This is a genomic window from Lysobacter sp. N42 (genome assembly GCF_004344885.1).
Map to the genome: position 1 here is coordinate 178,940 of NZ_SKFB01000006.1, position 18,728 is coordinate 197,667.

The 18,728-nt window shown below is 68.3% G+C and carries 17 protein-coding genes; 6 read left to right on the forward strand and 11 right to left on the reverse strand.

The annotated features are described in order from the left end of the window. Window positions 1-9 precede the first annotated feature (9 nt). From EYQ95_RS13045 to EYQ95_RS13070, 6 genes are all read right to left on the reverse strand, one after another. Window positions 10-2,067 carry a CHASE2 domain-containing protein gene (locus tag EYQ95_RS13045; protein ID WP_132327643.1) on the reverse strand — a complete coding sequence of 686 codons (2,058 nt, stop codon included), beginning with the start codon at window positions 2,065-2,067 and terminating at the stop codon, window positions 10-12. A 55-nt stretch (window positions 2,068-2,122) separates the two neighbouring features. Continuing rightward, on the reverse strand, window positions 2,123-2,737 hold the full coding sequence (locus EYQ95_RS13050) for an OmpA family protein (RefSeq protein ID WP_132327644.1): 615 nt from the start codon (window positions 2,735-2,737) through the stop codon (window positions 2,123-2,125). Window positions 2,738-2,740: 3 nt separating this feature from the next. Next, window positions 2,741-3,220 carry a FecR domain-containing protein gene (locus EYQ95_RS13055; RefSeq protein WP_132327645.1) on the reverse strand — a complete coding sequence of 160 codons (480 nt, stop codon included), beginning with the start codon at window positions 3,218-3,220 and terminating at the stop codon, window positions 2,741-2,743. A gap of 210 nt (window positions 3,221-3,430) precedes the next feature. Further along, window positions 3,431-4,414, reverse strand: coding sequence for a GGDEF domain-containing protein (locus tag EYQ95_RS13060; RefSeq protein ID WP_132327646.1), 984 nt, complete (start codon window positions 4,412-4,414; stop codon window positions 3,431-3,433). A gap of 493 nt (window positions 4,415-4,907) precedes the next feature. After that, a complete protein-coding gene (locus EYQ95_RS13065; RefSeq protein ID WP_132327647.1) occupies window positions 4,908-5,186 on the reverse strand; it encodes a hypothetical protein in 279 nt (92 codons plus the stop codon). Window positions 5,187-5,346: 160 nt separating this feature from the next. Continuing rightward, entirely contained in the window at window positions 5,347-6,213 is an 867-nt protein-coding gene (locus EYQ95_RS13070; protein ID WP_165924726.1) for a helix-turn-helix domain-containing protein, read from the reverse strand. Window positions 6,214-6,667: 454 nt separating this feature from the next. Here EYQ95_RS13070 and EYQ95_RS13075 point away from each other — a divergent pair, with 454 nt between their 5' ends. Continuing rightward, window positions 6,668-7,519 carry a DUF3883 domain-containing protein gene (locus EYQ95_RS13075; protein WP_207916416.1) on the forward strand — a complete coding sequence of 284 codons (852 nt, stop codon included), beginning with the start codon at window positions 6,668-6,670 and terminating at the stop codon, window positions 7,517-7,519. Between the two features lie 22 nt (window positions 7,520-7,541). Beyond that, entirely contained in the window at window positions 7,542-8,399 is an 858-nt protein-coding gene (locus tag EYQ95_RS13080) for a restriction endonuclease (protein ID WP_132327649.1), read from the forward strand. A gap of 81 nt (window positions 8,400-8,480) precedes the next feature. Here the strand turns inward: EYQ95_RS13080 and EYQ95_RS13085 are convergent, their stop codons facing one another. The 3 genes from EYQ95_RS13085 to EYQ95_RS13095 form a co-directional block, all read right to left on the reverse strand. Continuing rightward, complete coding sequence (locus EYQ95_RS13085; RefSeq protein ID WP_370451243.1) at window positions 8,481-9,191, reverse strand: hypothetical protein; 711 nt, start codon at window positions 9,189-9,191, stop codon at window positions 8,481-8,483. Window positions 9,192-9,305: 114 nt separating this feature from the next. Next, window positions 9,306-9,575 carry a hypothetical protein gene (locus EYQ95_RS13090; RefSeq protein WP_132327650.1) on the reverse strand — a complete coding sequence of 90 codons (270 nt, stop codon included), beginning with the start codon at window positions 9,573-9,575 and terminating at the stop codon, window positions 9,306-9,308. A 988-nt stretch (window positions 9,576-10,563) separates the two neighbouring features. Then, on the reverse strand, window positions 10,564-11,418 hold the full coding sequence (locus EYQ95_RS13095; protein WP_132327651.1) for a PA4780 family RIO1-like protein kinase: 855 nt from the start codon (window positions 11,416-11,418) through the stop codon (window positions 10,564-10,566). Window positions 11,419-11,718: 300 nt separating this feature from the next. Between EYQ95_RS13095 and EYQ95_RS13100 the strand changes: the two genes are divergently transcribed. Continuing rightward, the gene (locus tag EYQ95_RS13100) at window positions 11,719-12,354 is read left to right on the forward strand and encodes a hypothetical protein (RefSeq protein ID WP_132327652.1); all 636 of its coding nucleotides are present in this window, start codon (window positions 11,719-11,721) and stop codon (window positions 12,352-12,354) included. A gap of 153 nt (window positions 12,355-12,507) precedes the next feature. On the opposite strand, the gene EYQ95_RS13105 is transcribed toward EYQ95_RS13100, so the two are convergent. Then, window positions 12,508-14,568, reverse strand: a complete 2,061-nt coding sequence (locus EYQ95_RS13105; RefSeq protein ID WP_132327653.1) for a bifunctional diguanylate cyclase/phosphodiesterase — start codon at window positions 14,566-14,568, stop codon at window positions 12,508-12,510. A gap of 218 nt (window positions 14,569-14,786) precedes the next feature. Between EYQ95_RS13105 and EYQ95_RS13110 the strand changes: the two genes are divergently transcribed. The 3 genes from EYQ95_RS13110 (at window position 14,787) to EYQ95_RS13120 (ending at window position 17,431) form a co-directional block, all read left to right on the forward strand. Beyond that, window positions 14,787-15,512, forward strand: a complete 726-nt coding sequence (locus EYQ95_RS13110; protein ID WP_132327654.1) for a transposase — start codon at window positions 14,787-14,789, stop codon at window positions 15,510-15,512. Window positions 15,513-15,695: 183 nt separating this feature from the next. Then, entirely contained in the window at window positions 15,696-16,619 is a 924-nt protein-coding gene (locus EYQ95_RS13115; protein ID WP_132327655.1) for a hypothetical protein, read from the forward strand. A gap of 2 nt (window positions 16,620-16,621) precedes the next feature. After that, window positions 16,622-17,431, forward strand: coding sequence for a hypothetical protein (locus EYQ95_RS13120; RefSeq protein ID WP_132327656.1), 810 nt, complete (start codon window positions 16,622-16,624; stop codon window positions 17,429-17,431). Between the two features lie 831 nt (window positions 17,432-18,262). Here EYQ95_RS13120 and EYQ95_RS27170 read toward each other — a convergent pair. Continuing rightward, window positions 18,263-18,634: a DUF488 domain-containing protein gene (locus EYQ95_RS27170; protein ID WP_132327657.1), complete on the reverse strand. Its 372-nt coding sequence runs from the start codon at window positions 18,632-18,634 to the stop codon at window positions 18,263-18,265. Window positions 18,635-18,728: the final 94 nt, after the last annotated feature.

Genomic DNA, 18,728 nt, shown 5'->3' on the forward strand with positions numbered 1-18,728 from the left:
CCGTTCCGGTCAGGGGCCGACAGCCTCCGGCAGGACCCGCTCCGCGCGGCCGGAAGCACGCACGCGGATCACCGTCTCGGGCTCGTCCTCGTCGCGGAAGATGCCCGCGATGCGCGTGATCTCGCCTTCGATCGCGAGGAATGCATCCAGCACCACCGGGTCGAAGGTGCGGCCTCGCAGCGCGCGCATCATGTCCATCGCCTGGGCATGCGGGAACGGCTCCTTGTAGCAGCGGCGGCTGATCAGCGCATCGTAGATGTCGGCCACGGCCATGATGCGCCCGGACAGCGGGATCGCCTGCCCCGCCAGGCCCGCCGGATAGCCGGAGCCGTCCCACTGCTCGTGGTGCGTGGCGGCGATCTCGCTGGCGATCGTGAGGAAATTGTCGCCGTCGATGTGGCGCGAGGTGCTGAGGATGATCTGCCGCCCGAACTCGGCGTGTTTGCGCATGATCACCCATTCGTCCGCGGTCAGCGGGCCGGGCTTGAGCAGGATGTGGTCCGGCACCCCCACCTTGCCGATGTCGTGCAGCGGCGCGGACAGGAACAGCAGGTGGATGTACTCGTCGGTGAGGATCTCGGTGTAATGCCCGCCTGCGCGCAGCTGCCGCGCGATGGCCCTGACGTAGTGCTGCGTGCGCTTGATGTGCGCTCCCGTCTCCGGGTCGCGCGTCTCCGCAACGGCGGACATCGACTCGATGGTGACCTGCCGGGCGTTCTCCAGCTGGCGCCGCCAGCGCTGCGCGTGCCGCTGGTGCATGACGAAGCGGGTCGCAAAGCCCATCACCAGCAGTGCGGCCAGCACCAGCAGCGGCGTGGCGACGGGAAGAACCACGCCCAGCCCCGCGAACGCCGCCCAGGCGAGAACCGCGAGCGCCACGGCGGCTGCCGCCGTCGCCAGGCCCAGCACCAGCAGGCTCCGGCCGGCCATGAACAGGCTGCATTGACCGACCGCCAGCAGCAGGCCTGCCACCAGCGCGGCGCTGCCGGCCCAGTCGGGCAGGCGCGGCACGCGGCCGTCGAGGATGCTCTGCGCGAGCACCGCGTGGATGCGGGCGCCCGAGAAGCTGCGGCTCAGCGCCGTCGCATGCAGGTCGTTGAGGCCCACGGCCGACGAGCCGATGAAGACGATGCGTCCGCTCAGGCTGCCGGCATCGTGCCTGCCGGCCAGCACGTCCACGGCGGCCACGCCGGGTATCGTCGATGGCGGGCCGTCGAAACGCAGCAGCGCACGTCCCGCGCGGTCGACCGGCACCGTGTGCGGGCCGATGCGGATCGACGCGCCGTCGCGCCCGTCCACCACCGTCGCCGACGACGTACCCAGGGCGCGCATGGTCGCCGCCAGTGCCAGGCTCGGATGCACCACGCCGCGGTGTTCGATCAGCAGCGGCAGCCGCCTCAGCACGCCGTCGGCGTCGGCCTGCATGTTGACGAAACCGGTGCTGCGCGTCCGCGACGCGATCGCGTCGACGTTCTCGAGCACGCCCGGAGCCCGGTCCAGCCGCAGGTGCTCGGGCGCGCCGGGGAATCCGACGCCGGGCCGCGCGGGCCGGGCATTGCGCGTGACGTGGTCGAAATAGAAATAGCGCGCACCGACGACGCCGGCCTCCGCCATGCGGTGGCCCAGGTAGCCGTCGTTGTCGAGCAGGCCATCGGGGACGCCCGAGAACGCCAGGTCGATGCCGAAGTCGCGCTTGAACGTCCTGCGCACATCGGCCAGCGAGGTGCGGTCGGCCTCGGGCAGCAGGACATCGAGCGCGATTGCGGCCGGGCGCTCGGCGGCAATGCGTTCGATGAGCGCGGCCAGCCGGTACCTGGGCCACGGCCACTGGCCCACGGCCGCGAGGCTGACGTCGTCGATGTCGACGACCGCCGTCCCGCGCGCGGGCGTATTCGACGCGGTGACGCGCAGCAGCACGTCCAGCATCGCGTGGTCCAGCCGTGCGATGGGCCCCAGGCGCTGGGCCCCGGCCATGCCGATGGCCAGCGCGAGAAGGAAGCCGGCGAGCAGGAACGTCAGCGCCTGCGCGCGCGACGGCCGTGCCGCAGGGACCAGGGGTGGGATCACGTCGCCCTCCCTGCCCTGCCGGCGCGGGCGGTGTGCGGTGGCGCGCCCGCCGCGTTCACAGGATGACGATCTCCGCGCGGCGGTTGCGTGGCTCGGGTACTCCGGGGCGCGTGGGCACCAGCGGCGCCTTGTCGCCGAAGTACTGCACTTCCACGGGCAGGTCGGGGTCGATCTTCTTCAGCATCGCCGCGACGGCGCGCGCGCGTTCGGCCGACAGCGCCAGGTTGTACTCGGGCGTGCCGACCGAGTCGGTGTAACCGAACACGGTGACTTCCGTCGGCAGCCGCTCGCGCACCGTCTCGAGCACTTCGGGCAGGCGCCGCTTCGACTCCGGCGTGAGTTCCATGCTGTCGAACAGGAAATGCAGCACGAAGCTGCGCGGGGGCGACGGCTGCGCGTCGAGCAGTGCGCGATGCCTGTTCTCGAAGGCCTCCCGGCGCGCGGGCCCGACCAGCCGCGGTGCGCCCGACGCGTCGATCTCGACGCCCGTGTACGCCCGATCGAGCTGCTGCCGGCCATGCGCGTTGGAAGCGACCACGGCGCCCACGCGGCCGTCGTGGTCCGGCAGCAGCGTGACGCGGGTCGGAGCGACGGAGCACGCCGCCACCAGCACGGCCGACAGCAGCGCGGCCGCGGCACGCCCGCGGCGGCACGAAGCCGATGCCTGCATGGTTCAGCCCGCTTCGATCACGAAACGCGTACCGCGCACGCCAACGGTCGCGCGCGGGGTTTCCAGCTTCACCGCTTCGGGCGCCAGCCTGCCGATCTTGCCGGACTCGTAGATGGCCGTGCCCTTCTGCATGTACACGTCGAACGAATAGCGGTTCGCCTTCGGCTCGAACACGTAGTCGCGCACGCGGATGTCGGCGCCGCCGCCCAGCGTGAGCATGGTCCCGTCGCGGAACACGATCGCCGCGGTCGAACCCGGCGAGGCCACGATGCGGTCGGACACGCGCAGGCGCATGCCGCCCGCCGCCTCGCGCGTCGCGCTGCCCTGCATGATGCTGATGCGCCCGGACACGCTCTTGATCAGCGCCACGTGGCCGTCGCCGGCCGGGAGCGGTGCCGCGATGCAGAGCAGTAATGCCGCGATGAACGGAGCGGAATACCTGGTCACTGAGTCCCCCTGTAGGCCGGTGACGGAGTCGGTCATCGCCGGTCGCGCCGCATGCCTGGGCGACCCGGTGCCACGATGTATAGCCCATTCCACGCGGCCCGGGTAACCGGTGTGCGGAAACGTGACTCCCGTACACCGGTGCCCAGACGGCGTGACGACAGGGTGAATCCGTTCAGCGTCGTAGTCGTGCGCAACTGCGCGCACCGCAGCATCCAGCGCAGTGGCGCCGTGGCCCGCCCGCGGCGCTCATGCCTCCGCGTCGAGCACCTCGACCCGGCCGCGACCACGCCGCTTCGCGGCATACATTCCGTCGTCCACGGCCTGGATGAACGCGCGCGGCCCGTCGCGGCCTTCGGCCCGGCGCGTCGCCACGCCGATGCTCGTGCTGACCAGATCGCCGGCACCGCCTACGCCGTGCGGCAGGCGAAGCGAACGGATCGCCTCGGCACATTCGCGCGCGACCGCGGCCGCGGAGCCGGCGTCACAGTCGGGCAGCAGCAACGCGAACTCGTCGCCGCCGAGGCGCGCGGCCACGTCGCGTGGCCGGCGCGCGGCGCCGCGCAGCACGCCCGCCACCGCCCGGAGGCATTCGTCGCCGGCCACGTGCCCGTAGCAGTCGTTGTACTGCTTGAACGAATCGACATCGAGCAGGAGCAACGACAGGGGCGTGCCGCTGCGGCGCGACTCGCTCCATTCCATGTCCAGGCGCTGGTCGAACAGGCGCCGGTTCGCGATCCCGGTGAGTGCGTCGGTCATCGACATCGCCTCCAGTTCGCGGTGCAGGCGCAGCAGTTCCTCCTCCGCCTGCTTGCGCTCGCTGATGTCGAACATGAAGCCGACCAGGCTGCTCACCTCGCCGCGCGCGTTGCGCTGCACGTGCACCACGTCGCGGATCCACACATAGCCTCCGTCCTTCCTCAGCGCGCGGTAGTCGGCCTCGTGGTCGGCGCCCGCCTGCGACTGCGCCACGCAGAAGGCCACCACGCGCTCACGGTCCTCGGGGTGCATGCGCGCGGCCCAGTCCTCGACGGTCCGCCAGCTGTCCGGCGCCCAGCCGAGCACGGCCTCGATCTGCGGCCCGATGTAGGAAAAACGCAGATCCGGCCAGTCCAGCTTCCACGGAATCGCGTTGGTCGACTCGAGCAGCATCCTGTAGACGCCCGGGTCGGCGGGAAGGTCGCGCTCGCGCTCGCGCACGTCGGCGCTCTGCGGGTCGGTCGTCGTGCTCATGGGCGGCGGGCTCCGGGCGGAAGGTCCTGCAGCGCGCCGTCCGCGCGCCGGTACGGGTGGAGACCGGCTGCCAGCGCATGCCGCAGGCGGTGACGCGCGGATGCGCCGGCCGATGGCGGTGCCGCGGCCGGCAGGCCGCGCCCCGCTGCGGCCGGTGAGGCGGGCCGATCCCGACGATCTTCGACCACAAGCCCCCTGCCTGCGCGAATCGACGCGCTCCGCTGGCCCCTTGGGCGTCCGTCTGGATCCTAACAACCCGCCCGGGGCCCCCGTCCGCGTCCGCCCTCACATCCTGGCTTGCCGAGGAGCGAGCGGCTGGTAGGTCGCCGCAGGATCCATCGCGACCGTCCATGGGCGACGACCTGCCGCCGCGCGCGTTTCCGTCCCTGTCCGGCCGGCGCCGGCCTGGCCGGTGTCCTGGACCGCCGAACGCTGGCGCGGATGCGCCCGGCAAGCGCCGGGCCGGCCCGCGGACTCTGCCGCGCAGGCCCGATCAGTCGCGCCGCAGGCCGCGGGCCGTGGCGGCGGCGGTCTGCAGCACGCGCACGTAGACCGGGCGGGCCTTCGGCGCCTGGGCCGCGGCGGTCTCGAGCCCGTGGACGTAGGCCGCCACGAGCGCCTGCGCGTTCCACAGGTCGCCCAGCTCGCGCATGGTCGCCTCGACGGCGCCGCGCAGGTGCCAGTCCACGTTCACGCCCCTGTCGGCCTGGCTGGCAAGGTCCACGATGCGCAGCAGGTGGGGCGTCACAAGGTCTACGACGGTCTGGTTCATCCCTGTCTCCCCGCGTACGGAACCTCGCAAGGCTAGCCCGGCGGGGCGCTCCGCGGGAGGGCGGCCGGATGCAGCGGCCCGGGCCTTGAAGCGCCGCACCTGATACCCCGCGCTCCAAGGCCCGGCGACCTTTTGCCCTACGCATCGGCCGGCCGCGGCGTCACAACCTGCGCCGCAGCCGCCGCTCCACCAGCCGCCGCTCCCAGCCCGGCCCGAAGAACGGCAGGTTGACCACCTCGAAGGCCAGCAGCCCCTGGATGACCACGCCCAGGCCCAGCGCGCCGAGGATGATGTACACGATGCTGGCCCGGTGCGAGTCGTGGAAGGCGATCAGGAAGACGGGCGCGATCACCAGCCAGGTGGCGAGGAACTCGTAGAACTCCTTGACGCGCTTGGCGTACACCATCGCCTCCTGCTCGTCGCGCCGCAGCTCGGGCACGGAGTCGAGGAACTCCTTGGCCATGCGCGCCTGGCGCAGGGCTTCCTGCGTGTCGGCATCCGCATGGGAGGCAGGGCGCACTGCGTCGCGCGGGCCGGCGTCGGCGTAGTCGGCGGGTCGTTCGGATTCGGTGGGCATGGCGGGCTCGTCCGGTTGGAAGGTTGAGAAGTCCACCCCGAAGACGGACGCCAGGGCCCTGGCGGTTTCCAGGCTGGGCCGCTGGCCCTGCTCGATCCGCTGGATGGTGCGCGTGGCCACGCCGACCATTTCGGCCAGCTGGGCCTGGGACCAGCCGCGCTGCAGCCTGAGCTTCCTGACGATCATCGATTCACCGTGTGCGCCTTCGAGGCGCTGCAAGAGTCGCGATTGTGACCGGCCGCGCCAACGACAGGGGCACGACAGGGACGCGACACGGGCACGTGTCGCGCCATCCGTCGCAGGGCGGAACCCGCGGCCCGTGGCCTTGTCCGGCAGCCACGAGGCGTCCTTCGCCGCCACGACGCAGGACGCATGCGGAGACTCCGCGGTCGCCGCGGCCTTGGGCACATCGCGCATCGCGTGCGCTGCGTCACGATCCGGATCATCCATGCCACCCACCGGAACGTGACGCAGCGCACGGCCGCGGTGCACGTGGCGGCCCCGGAGGTCCCTTCCGTGTGACGCGGGTCCGGAATCGCGGCGATGTCACCGTCGCGTAACCCGCAGGCATCGGGCCGGCATCAGGCTATGCACGCCTGCGCCTGCCGCAATCGGCCCGTTCAAGCGCGCCGTACGGCCGCCGATGTGGTCGCGGGAGAGGTCTGCTGGCCGGCGCCGGAAACGAAAACCGGGGTCAGAGTGGCGTTTCCCGGCAGCCCGGCGCGGGCGTGCCCGAGGGTGGGGTTCGGGCCGTGGTCCGACAATGAAACCCCTCGAAGAGCCGTCAATGCACGAGTCGAGCCGGCGAGGGCTCGACGCTGCCTGCCTCCCTTCCTAGGAAAAAGCCCGCTGACCGCCGTGCGTGGGTTGGCTACCCTGGCGCGACCAACCATGGGGGCGCGGAATGGCGGAAGGTCAGCACTGGTCACGGGAGGAAGTGGAAGCCTGCGTGGCGGATTACATGCGCATGCTCACCATGGAACTGAACGGCCAGCGCTACAGCAAGACCGGGCACGCACGGGCGCTGCTGGCGCAACTCGACGGTCGCAGCCGGCCCTCCGTCGAGTTCAAGCACTGCAACATCAGCGCCGTCATGGTGGCGCTCGGGTATCCGTACATCGACGGTTACAAGCCGCGCGGCAACTTCCAGTCCTTGCTGCTCGATGTCGTCGAAAGCCACCTGCAGGCGAACGTGGCCCTTCAGGAGGCAGCGCAGGCCGCCGTGCTTCGGCCGGCGGTGGCCGCAACGCCGGGCGACGCCAGTTCGATCTGGGTTCCGCCGCCTCGCCCGCAGCGCATTTCGGAAGAACGCGCTGCCTACGCACCACGCTTCTCGGCCGCGCGCCGCGACTACCTCGCGCAGGAGTCGCGCAACCGCTCGCTCGGCCGCGCAGGTGAACTCTTCGTGGCGGAACTGGAGACGCGCCGGCTCCACTCGGCCGGCAGGAAACGGCTCGCCGAGCGGGTCGAACACGTCGCGGCGACCAAGGGCGACGGGTTGGGATACGACATCCTTTCCTTCGAGGACGACGGTCGCGAGCGCCTCATCGAGGTCAAGACGACGGCGTTCGGCGAGCTCACGCCCTTCTACGTCACCCGCAACGAGCTCGCGCGCTCCGAGGCGGACGCCGACCAGTACCACCTCTACCGCCTGTTCGACTTCCGCGACCACCCGCGCCTGTTCGACCTGCCGGGAAGCATCTCCGTTCGTTGCCAGCTGGAGCCGGTTTCCTACCTGGCCCGGTTGGCCGGGTAACCCACGAAAGACAACGGAACACATGGCACGCAGACGCGAAAGCGCGCTCGACATTCTGGCGGCCCTTCCCTGGCCCGTCGGCATCGTGGCCGGCCTGGTCGGTTTCTGGGCCGTGCGGTACGGCGCCGGGTGGTACTTCGGCAGTCGCGAAGGCGAACTGGCGGCAGCGTTTGGCCGGCAACTCGGTTCCGGCGCGTTGACGCCCCTCGCGTGGGCGGTGCTGACCATGTGCTGGATGGCCGCAGGTGCTTCCTACCTACGCGCCCGCCAGCGCGCCCGCCTGCTCGACACCCGTGCCGGCCTCGACAGCATCACGGCACTCGACTGGCGCGAGTTCGAGCAGCTGGTCGGCGAGGCCTTCCGGCGGCAGGGCTACTCGGTCGAGGAGACCGGGCTCGGTGGTGCGGACGGCGGCGTCGATCTCGTACTGCGACGCGAGGGCCGCAAATGGCTGGTGCAGTGCAAGCGCTGGCGCCAGCGGCAGGTGCCGGTGGCGACGGTGCGCGAAATGTGGGGCCTGCTCGCCCACCACCGGGCCGACGGGATCAAGATCGTCTGCGTGGGCGACTTCACTCCGGACGCGCGGCGCTTCGCGTCAGGCAAGGCGATCGAGCTGATCACCGGGCAACAGCTCCTCACGATGGTGGACGGGGCGCGCCGGGAAGGCCCGCATGGACGACTGCCGGTCGTGCCCATCGGGACACGCGCCGCGCCATCGCCAGCACCGCCACGGCAGCAGGCCGCACCACCTGCGTGTCCGAAGTGCTCCGAACCCATGACGCCTCGCACGAACCGGCAGACGGGAGCCGCCTTCTGGGGCTGCGCTGCCTATCCCCGCTGCCGGGGCACGCGTGCGGCGGGAGAGGCATCGCACAGCTGATTCACGGCCCGACAGGCGATCTGAACCAGCCTACCCACTACCAATGCAGATCCAACTGACCCGTGCTTGCTTGTTTGCCACTCAACGAAGCGAACCCAACCCCGTTCTCGGCGTACTCGCCCGGCTTTGCGCGAACTCCGGGAAGGTCTCGGCCAGCGGCGCCTTGTCCGGCAGGATGTAGAACACCCCGCCACGCTCGAACGTCGGCTGCATGATCCGCTCGAAGAACTCCGGCGAGACGTTGATGCAGCCATGCGTGATGCGGTTGTCGTCCGGCGAGGGCGATGCCAGGCGTTCGGCCCGCCTCTCGGCCGGAACGCCGGTGGCGGTCGGGTGGATGGCGACCGCCGATTCGTAGTCCACCCACAGCACGCGCCCGGCGTCGACCGACGGACCGAAGCCGCCCACGAAGCGACCCGCGGGTGTCGTGCGGTCCCGGCCCGGAATTTCGCGAAGTGCGAGTCCGGCGATGCCGGGGGCCGTGTGGTCGCCGATCGCCGAGCCGAAGAGCGCGGGTGCCGCGCCGCGAAGCCGGCCGTCGCCCCCGAACACGAGGACCTGCGCGGCGGCCTTGTCGATGACCGCGAAGGGGTAGCCCTGGCTGTCCTCGGACGCGACCACCCAGCCCGCGAGCTCGATCACCGTGGGGGATACGTCCTGGCCTGGCGGAAGCTGGTCGACCGCAGCGACCGGTTGCGTAGCGACGTCCTTGGCGCCCGCCACGCCGATACTCGCGACGAATGCCAGCGTCAGAGCACCCAAAGCGGCGCGAATGGCAGGGTGTGCACACATACGGATAGAACGAGTCCTCGGACCGGTGGCGAGACGGAACAGGAAGACCGGTGGCCGGCAACGGCCACCGGGTCCCGGCTCATGTCGGTCGTTGCCAGGTAGTGCGAAGAGTGATCAGCCGCGCGGCCTGCGGCCCGGCGCGCGCTCGAGCTGCTGGACGCGGCTTTCCAGCTGGTCCAGCCGCTGGTTGGCGCGCTGCGCGGACTGATTGGCCGATTCGGCGCTCTGCGCCGCGCTCTGCACCCTCGTTTCGATCTGGTCGAGGCGCGAGTTGACCGCTGCGAACTCGTCGTCATAGGTCGCGCAGGCCGAAAGGCCCATGGCGGCGACGAGCGCCACGCCCAGCGCACGAACCCATCCCAGATCCCGCTTCGTCGGACACATACCGATACTCCTTGCTGTGGGGGAATCGAAAAACAGCACCCCTCTCACCCTGCTCGTGACCCCGCGACAGGTGACGTCGAAATGCGTGGACGGACTGTTAAACGCAGCAATCGCCATCCCGTCCGAGTGGTGTTTTCACGCGTTGCGGCGCGGGCTCCGCGGGCAGGCGCGCGGCCTTCGGGCCGACGATCTGTACGCAAGGCAGCCTGTGCGGAAGCTGCGTCGCCGTGGCATTTCGCGGCGTGGAGATGCGTACCTGCCCGGCGTGCGGGTGCGCGGCGCCGATCGACGATGGAGCACCCACGGAGAGCCGCCGGTGCCACGCCCTTGCGATTCGACCTGCCCACGTCCCGCAGCAGCTCATGCAACGCGGAAACGACCGCCAGCCCTGCTTCTTCCAGCCCGCGGACCGGCGTCGCTGTCTCGACGACCTGCGCGACGTCAGTCGCCGCGCCGGCTGCGCGGTACACGCCCGCCTGCTGATGACAACCACGTGCTCCTGCGGGTCACGCCCACCTCACCGGGCGAGGTCGGCCATGTGACGCAGGCTTGTCCGGCGCGACGTGCGCGGCGTCAGCGGCCGCCATCGCCGCACCGGCACGCACCCGTATCATCCCGACTCCAGCTACCGTGCTAATGCGCCGGGCGTACGGGACCCACCATGCAGCCACATGCGGAGGAGCCCGACTTGGGCGCCACGCCTGTCTTGCGCCAGCGGCGCCTACCGCGCCTTCATCGGCCAAGCGATCTGCGAAGACGAAATGACCTCATCGGCCAGCACCTGCACCGTCAGCGTGCGCAGGGCTCGGACCGATTCCGCGCGGCGATCGAGGCGCAGCTGTCGAACGCGGCGGGGCCACCCAAAGCGGGGCGGCCGGGGAAGCCGCCACCACGAGCGGATCATGGGAATTCGGCTCTGACCCGCGTTTTCCTTGTTGCCTACGGCTTCCGAGGACCTCACCTGCGATCGCGAGCCGGGCTTCTCCGCTCAGTCCTCGTCCACCGCCTCGCGGCCCTGCTGGCGGATCAGGGCGAGTTCGCGCGCGTCGTTGATGGCCTCGCGCACCGCGTCGAGGTCGACGCTGCGCAGGTCGGGCGTGAAGCGGCCCGTGAGCCGGGTGTCCGGCTGCAGGTCGCCTGCCTCGAACAGTGCCCACATCTCCTCGCCGTACCAGGTGTCGAGCAGCTCCGGCGCCCAGCGGCCGAGGCTCGCGGTGAGGTTGTTGACGTCGCGCAGCAGCATGGTGCGCGCGGCGTTGTTGCCGGCGGCGCTCACCACCTGCGGGAAATCGATGACCACGGGGCCGTCCGGGCCCACGAGCACGTTGTACTCGGACAGGTCGCCGTGGATGAGCCCGCAGCACAGCATCCGCACCACCTGCTGCACGAGTACCGCATGGAACTCGCGCGCCCGCGTGGCCGTCAGCTCGACTTCGCCGAGCCGGGGCGCGGAGTAGCCCTCGGCGTCGGTCACCAGCTCCATCACCAGCACGCCGTGGAAGTAGCCGTAGGGCGCGGGCACGCGCACGCCGGCGTCGCGCAGCTGGTACAGCGTGTCGACCTCGGTGTTCTTCCAGGCCGTCTCCTGCTGCTTCTTGCCGTACTTGCTGGCCTTCCCGATCGCGCGGGCCTCGCGGCTGCCGCGCACCTTGCGGCCTTCCTGGTACTGCACGCGCTGCTTGAAGCTGCGCTGCGCCATGTCCTTGTAGACCTTCGCGCAGCGCACCTCGTCGCCGGCACGCACTACGTACACCGCGGCTTCCTTGCCGCTCTTGAGCGGCCTGAGCACTTCGTCGATGACGCCGTCTTCGATCAGCGTCTGCAGGCTGGCTGGGGTCTTCACCGCGCTCCGGTCGCCACGCGGGAGGGCGGCGGGGGGTGGCAAGTGTTGCAGGTCGGGGCGGTCGCTGCCGGATTCCCGGTCGGGCCGGGACGGGCCCGTTAAGAAAAGGCCAGTTCAACTTGCGGGAAGTGAACCTGCCCCTTCTTCCACGCCTGGCGACCGGGGAATCGCGCCCCGACCCCGGTTTGCCGCCGAATCCGTGACCGCGGGCAAGAGTCGGTACTCGCCCCGTCGTCCCTCACTACGAACCCGCCCCCGCAGCGTGCACCATCGGCCTGTCGATGCCTGCAGACCCACGCCATGAGGACGACCGACCCCGGGGCTGTCGGCCACGCCCCGCCCCTGCCGCACCAGCCGGCGCTCGATCACGCACGCAAGATCGCGCTGTGGGTGGGGCGTGCGCTGCCGGTCCCACCGCAGGTCCGGCGCAGTAGGCCGGCGCTTGCGCTGCACCACCAGGTGATCGAGCACCACATGGGGGTCGTCGCCCTGGCCGAGGCGCACCTGTTCGCTCCGATGCTGTCGCTGGTGCGCCCGATGGTGGACCGGCATCTGCGCGCGCTGTGGGTCGAACGGCTGTCGGTCACCGCGATCGAGAGCTTCCTGACCGGGCCCGACACGCCGGACATCGAAGCCCTGCTGCGCCTGCTGCGCAAGGCGTCGCGCCTCGGCGAAAGCGATGCCCTGCTGGCGGCATGGGAACGCTCACCCCTGTTCCACCACCCTGCGCTCATGGCTTCCGGTGAAGACGCCGGTGCCGGCCGCGCCGCGACTGTGCACCTGGTGCCGACGCTGGACGACGTCGTCGACGGCCTCAACTTCAGCACCGGGCTCGCGCTGTTGTCGACGATGCGCATGGCGCAGCTGACGGGCGACGCCGGTACGGAACAGTCGGCGCGGTTCCGATTCGGGGTGATGCCGGGCATCGGCAGATAGCGCGGAAAGGGTCAGTGGGTTCGGACCGGTCCCGCGCGATGATCGAAGCGCGGCTGTCGAGGGCGGCGGGCCTGCAGAAGCTGGAGAGGCCGCGCAGGCTGGCATCGACCATGCAACAGAGGAAATTCGACTCTGACCCCTGGTTCACCTGGTTCACCTGAGCTTCCGCGCGGCGATCGTCGAAACGCTCGGATGCCCGTAAAGGTAGCCCTGCAGCTGATCGCAGCCGATCTGGCGGAGGAAGTCGGCCTGTTCGGGTGACTCCACGCCCTCGGCAACGACCGACATGCGGAACTGGTGGCCGATGGCGACGATGACGCGCGTAATGGCGGCGTCATCCGCATGCCCGGGCAAGCCGGACACGAAACTCTGGTCGATCTTCAACTTGTCCAGCGAGAAGTTCTTCAGGTAGGCAAGGCTCGAGTAGCCCGTACCGAAATCGTCCAGGGCCAGCAGGACGCCCAAGGCCTTCAGCTCGGCCAGCGTCGCCTGTACGCGCGCGACGTTCTCCAGCAGCGAAGACTCCGTGAGCTCGAGTTCCAGCACGCCCGCGGGAATCCGGAATTCCGACAGCGCCGCCCCCACCACCGCCACGAGACCGGGCCGATGCAACTGGTGCGCCGATACGTTGACGGCCACGATGAATCCGGCATGGCCGGCGTCGAGCCAATGCCTTGCCTGGCGGCAGGCCTCGCGGATGACCCACGTCCCGATTTCCGTCATCAGGCCGAGGCTTTCGGCAACCGGGATGAAACGCGCGGGCGCGACCGGGCCGAGCGTGGGGCTGTTCCAGCGCAGAAGGGCCTCGAAGCCCGTCAGCACGCCGGTGTTGGCGTCGACCTGCGGCTGGTAATGCAACTCGAACTCACCGGCACGCGCCGCCGAACGGAGCCCGCCTCCGAGGGTCATCCGGTCCTCGATGTCCTGCATCTGCTCGGTGAGGAAGACCGAGACGCAGTCGCCGCCGAGCACCTTGCCACGCTCCTTGGCCGCTTGCGCGCGGCGAACCAGCTCCGTCGAGCTGTTGCCATGCGCGCCGGCGCAACTCACGCCGACGGTCGCGGACAGCACCAGGTGGAATCCGCCTTCGTCGATCGGCTCCGCGACGGCCGCCCGCATCGCTTCGGCGACGGCGACGGCCGAGGGCTCGTCGCAGCCCGCGATGCCGATGGCGAATTCGTCCCCGGCCAGGTGGGAGACTTCGACCGAATCGCTGCTCCAGGAGCGCAACCGGTCCGCGACCGTGCGCAGCACGCGGTCCGCGCATTCGTGACCCAGGGACTCGTTGATGCCGCGGAATCCGTCGATGTCGAGCAGCAGGACCGCGGCGGAACCGTCCCATTCGGAAATCATCCGGTCCAGCCGCGGCTGGACCACGGAGTACAGTTCCAGGCCCGTGACCGCGTTATGCGCCGCACGGTACGCAAGCTCGGTCTGGATGCGGTGCCGTTCGATCTCGGCGAGCTTCTGGTCGGTGATGTCCTGGCATACGCCAAGAAGCCGCACGAGGTTGCCGGCATCGTCCAGCACCGGGTGGGCCCAGGTGTGCAGGTAGCGCACGGACCCGTCGGGTCGGAAGATCCGCTCGTCGTGCGAGTACGGAACGTGCTCGTGGAAGACACGGTTCGTCGCGTCGATCACGCGCTGCCGGTCTTCGGGGTGCACCATCGCCAGGTAGCCCTCGTAGCTCGGCGTGTAGGTCTCGGGGGTCAGGCCGTAGATCCGATACAGCTCCTCGGACCAGACCGCCGTCGGCTCGCTGAGGGTCGACTCCCAGGTCCCCAGGTGCGCCACCCCCTGGGTATCGACCATCAGCTGCTCGCTGCGCCGCAGGCGCTGCTGGGAAAGCTTCAGTTCGGTCAGGTCGGTGGCGATGCAGAGGATCGCGTTCGGCCTGCCGGCTTCCCGCAGGGGCGACAGCACGAACCGTGCCCAGCCCCGGACACCCCCCGCGCCGCACTGGGCGCACTCGAACTGTCCGGGCGCGCCGTTCGCGACGACAGCCGCCACAATGGAGCCGAGTTCAGCCTGCGCTTCTTCCGGAAACAGCGACCCGATGGGCGATCCCGCTTCCGCCGCGGGCCAGCGCTCGCGCGCCGCTGCGTTGAGATACGAGATGCAGCCGTCCGCAGAGGCGGCGAAAACCGCACTCGGGCTTGCACCAAGGGCCCATTCGAGCGCTTGCGTAGCGTCCTCCCGCCCCTTGCCGTTCACGCACCCATGGGGCGTTGCCGGGGCTCATCGCGCGGATCATGCCACAGGCGATTGACCACCAGTCAGCCGCCAATCGCCTGGAAAAACCGGCGTTCACCCGGCGTCGCCAGGGTAAAACCGGGGTCAGAGTGGCATTTCCCCGACATCACGCCGGGACGCTGGCGGGCAGGCGGGTCGCTGCCGCGAAACGACGATGGAGCGGCCTCCGAGAGCCGCCCATGCCACGCCCCTTGCGAATCGACCTGCCCCATGTGCCGCAGCACGTCGTGCAACGCGGCAACGACCGCCAGCCCTGCTTCTTCCAGCCCGTCGACCGGCTGCGCTACCTCGACGACCTGCGCGAGATCACTCGCCGCGCCGGCTGCGCCGTGCACGCCTACGTGCTGATGACCAATCACGTGCACCTGCTGGTCACGCCCACCGCAGCCGGCCAGGTGGGCCACGTGATGCAAGCACTCGGGCGGCGCTACGTGCGCTACGTCAACGACCGTTATCGCCGCACCGGCACGCTTTGGGAAGGCCGCTACAAATCGTGTCCAGTCGAGAGCGACGAGCACCTGCTGCGCTGCCATCGCTACATCGAGCTCAACCCGGTGCGCGCGGCCATGGTGGCCACCCCCGCCGATCACGCGCATTCCAGCTACCACGCCAGCGCCCTCGGCCGGCCCGACCCGCTGCTCACGCCACACCCTCAGTACCTGGCACTCGGCGACACGCCCGCCTCGCGCCAGCAGGCGTATCGCACGTCCGTGGATCAGGCGATCTCCGAGGACGAACTAACCCTCATCCGCCAACGCCTGCAGCGCCAGCACGCGCTGGGCTCGGACCGGTTCCGCTTGATGATCGAGGCGCAGCTTTCGAGGGCGGCCGGGCCGCAGCAGGTGGGGCGGCCGAGGAAAGCCACGAACACCGCGGCTCAAGCGCAATTCGACTCTGACCCCTGATTCTCAGAAGGCGGGGCGGCCGAGGAAAGCGACGACCACCGCGGGGCAAGCGGAAATTCGACTCTGACCCCTGCTTTTGGTTACTGGAATGGGGCGACATTTTCGCCTTGAGTCGGCCCAGGCGAACCCCAATAGTGAGCCAGAGTCGCCGGGGGCGGCAGGGGGGGCCGATACGGGGCGCGCATGATCACACTCAACACCGACAAAGGTCTTGTTCGCATTGATCAATGGGATGACATCGAGTCCCGGCCCGGCTTCGCGCCGGTGGTCGACCCGAAAGCCATCAAGCTCAGAGAGATCATCGGCAGATACAGCTTCCCATTCGACATTCCATGCGGCCTGTCTAACTGCCGCACTCCACATAAGCACGGGTTCCTCGTTGTCGCGATCGATGGGCGGGAGACTAATCTTGGACGTGTTTGCGGAAAGCGGGAGTTCGGTACCGACTTCCAAGCGTTGAGCAAGGTCTTCGTCGCAGCGGAGCGCGCGCAGCGGAACCGCGAGTTCCTAACCGAGCTCAAGAGCCGACTTCCCTCAATTGCGACGGAGGTCAGCGCGCTTCGTACCGCCCCTGACGGTGCCGGGTGGATCTACCCTCGCATCAGTCAGCTAACTGGAATGTCCAGCTCGCTCCCGACTCCCATCGTCAATGCGGTCCGCAAAGCCATGCGGCGCGGTGACGGTGTGTTGCTGACTGAGCGTGCGGCAACCGAGGCGGAGCGTGCCACTGCCTCTCCCGACGTGAAGGGTCTGGAGCACATGCGCCGCAACGTCAGCTTCATTGAGGAGCGCGTGGGTCAATTGGACGGGTTCGCTGCCCTCGCACCCGGCAATGGACTCCGTGACGCTCTCGGCGCGATCGAGCCTTTCCTCTCGACCCTTGCCGACGCGGACATTGACAGTCTGTCGGACAAGCAACTGCGTGAACTGTCCAAGGTCGCAGGAGAGCTCGAGCCGAACCTTGAGCGACTGCGCACCGTCATTGCCGCGGGGAGACGGTTGTTGGTGCGGCAGAACATCGCGCAACTATTGCGTTTCGCTACCAACCGGGCGGAAGAGAAGCAATTCGACCTTTTCCTGCGCGACCTTCCTGAGCAAGAGGCCTAGCGATGCCCCTGCAGATGATCACTCGAGGTGCAAAGTCAGGAATCTGCAACATCTGCGGCAACGACGGCCCACTGACTGAGGATCACACCCCACCTAAGGGCTGTGTCCGCCCCACAGCGATGGAGCTTCAGCACGTCACACATCGCCTCGATGCGGAAAAGGCGATCAAGACGAAAGCCCACGATGGCGTTAAGTACCGTTCCCTGTGCGCACGCTGCAACAACGCTTTGCTTGGCGGCCGATATGACCCGGTGCTAATCGACTTCACCAAGCGCGTGAGCGACTTCCTCGCTTCCGACTTAGTTTTACCTAGCACGATGCCAGTGCCCACGAAGCCTGCGCTCTTGATGCGCTCTGTCTGGGGACACTTGGCGGCGGTGGGCGTGGACCGTTACTTGAAGGGACCGCGCACAGAGGAATGGCGTGACTTCTTCCTCGACGAGACGCTGCCTGTCCCGGTAAACGTCAACTTCCATTACTGGATATACCCCTATCGCCGGCAGGCGCTGGTCCGGGACGCGGTTTCTTTGGACATTGGCAATGGTGGGAAAGCCACGTATTGGCTGATGAAGTTCTATCCACTCGCCTTCGCGGTCTGGATGCCTGAGAACAACTGGCAATTGGATTACCGCGACCTTGTCACCTACCCCACGTCGAGTCCCGACGACGTGGTGGACGTCATGGTTGATCTCGCGCCCGTCTCGCACGAGCTGACTCTTGAAGTGCCTACCACCACACAAGCGATTATGTTCGGCCGCGATTCGATTGTTGCTAACAGTCGCGCGCCGCGCGGCCAAATGCTAAAGGTCTAACTGGAAACGAAACGGGTTAGGTTCAATTCCCCCATTAAAAGGGTCAGGCTCACTTTCAGAAGTAAACCTGACCCGCTTTATCAGTCAGGCCTGTATCCTGACTACCTGTCTGTGGAATGCGGGGCAGTCCAACCTGACCCTTTTTTTGACCACCTGTCTGTGGAAGATGGGGCAGTCCAACCCGACCCCGTTGCTGGACGATCAGAACCATCCGGAAAGCTGCACATAGCAGCGCTCCTCCACATCCGTGTCCTCCGGCGACCACCAACGCGCCAGTGAGACTCTTGTAAGTGTGCCCGCCGGCAGTCGGGCAGGTGCTGGCGGCTCGCCCACGTAAGCAAGACCACGTGACATCCCGACGCCGACGGGATAATCGTAGTGCCTGCCGTCCGACCTAAGAACGAGATCCCTATCCGGCACCCAAAACCAAGTGCTGCGAGTGGGCACTCCCACTCGGTGACAGATATAGCCGTTGTCGTTTCCGGTGAATCGAACTAGCCCATCGAATAGCTGATCCACTCCTCCACGCCAAGGTTGAATCCCCTCACACAGACGTCGGGAAACATCGGAGAGGTCACGCAAATGTCTACCGCCTGTCACCACAACGTCCTCGAGATGCGGAGGTACCCGGTTCGGGGCAACCGTGTATGTCAAATCCCACACCTGCCCGACCTGGAAATCTATCGAGGCGTCCCATTGCAACCCATCTGCACGCAGTAGGCGTATGGATGTTCCGTCGCTCGCAATGCCTCCAATGCAGCGCGCATTCCCAGCCATTCGTGTACGACCGACAATCAGCACTTCCATAAGCCCCCCCCTTGGCTCGTCAATTCAGACCGCTATATCGACTACCGACACTCCCATCTGCTCAGAAATCCAAGTAGCCACTAAGGATCGATGACACGCGCGAGCTTCCCGTTCAACGCAGAAGAAGCACACGTGCTCATATCGCGCAAGTCTGCCGAGGATGGATTCCAAACTGGCTCTGGCTACCACTTCTGCCATGTACTTCGCTTCGAACAACTCCGAAAGACCCTCGCGGCTTCGCTTCGTGGCACCTGAGGTCCGATCGGCTTCTCGTTGAGCATCCCTTATGGCACTGGTCGGCGCCAACTCTTTCAAATGGAGGTATGCAATTCCTCGCCTTCCCAATTCGGCCTCGAGCGCAGTCGCATTCAGAAATGCGTACGCGCTCCCGCGCATTCCGCGCCTTTGCCTAAGGAAGGTCTGAACAACTCCGCCCGATTGCGCGACAATGCCTCACCGTGATCGGGGTGAGTGCGATGCAGCTGTCGTT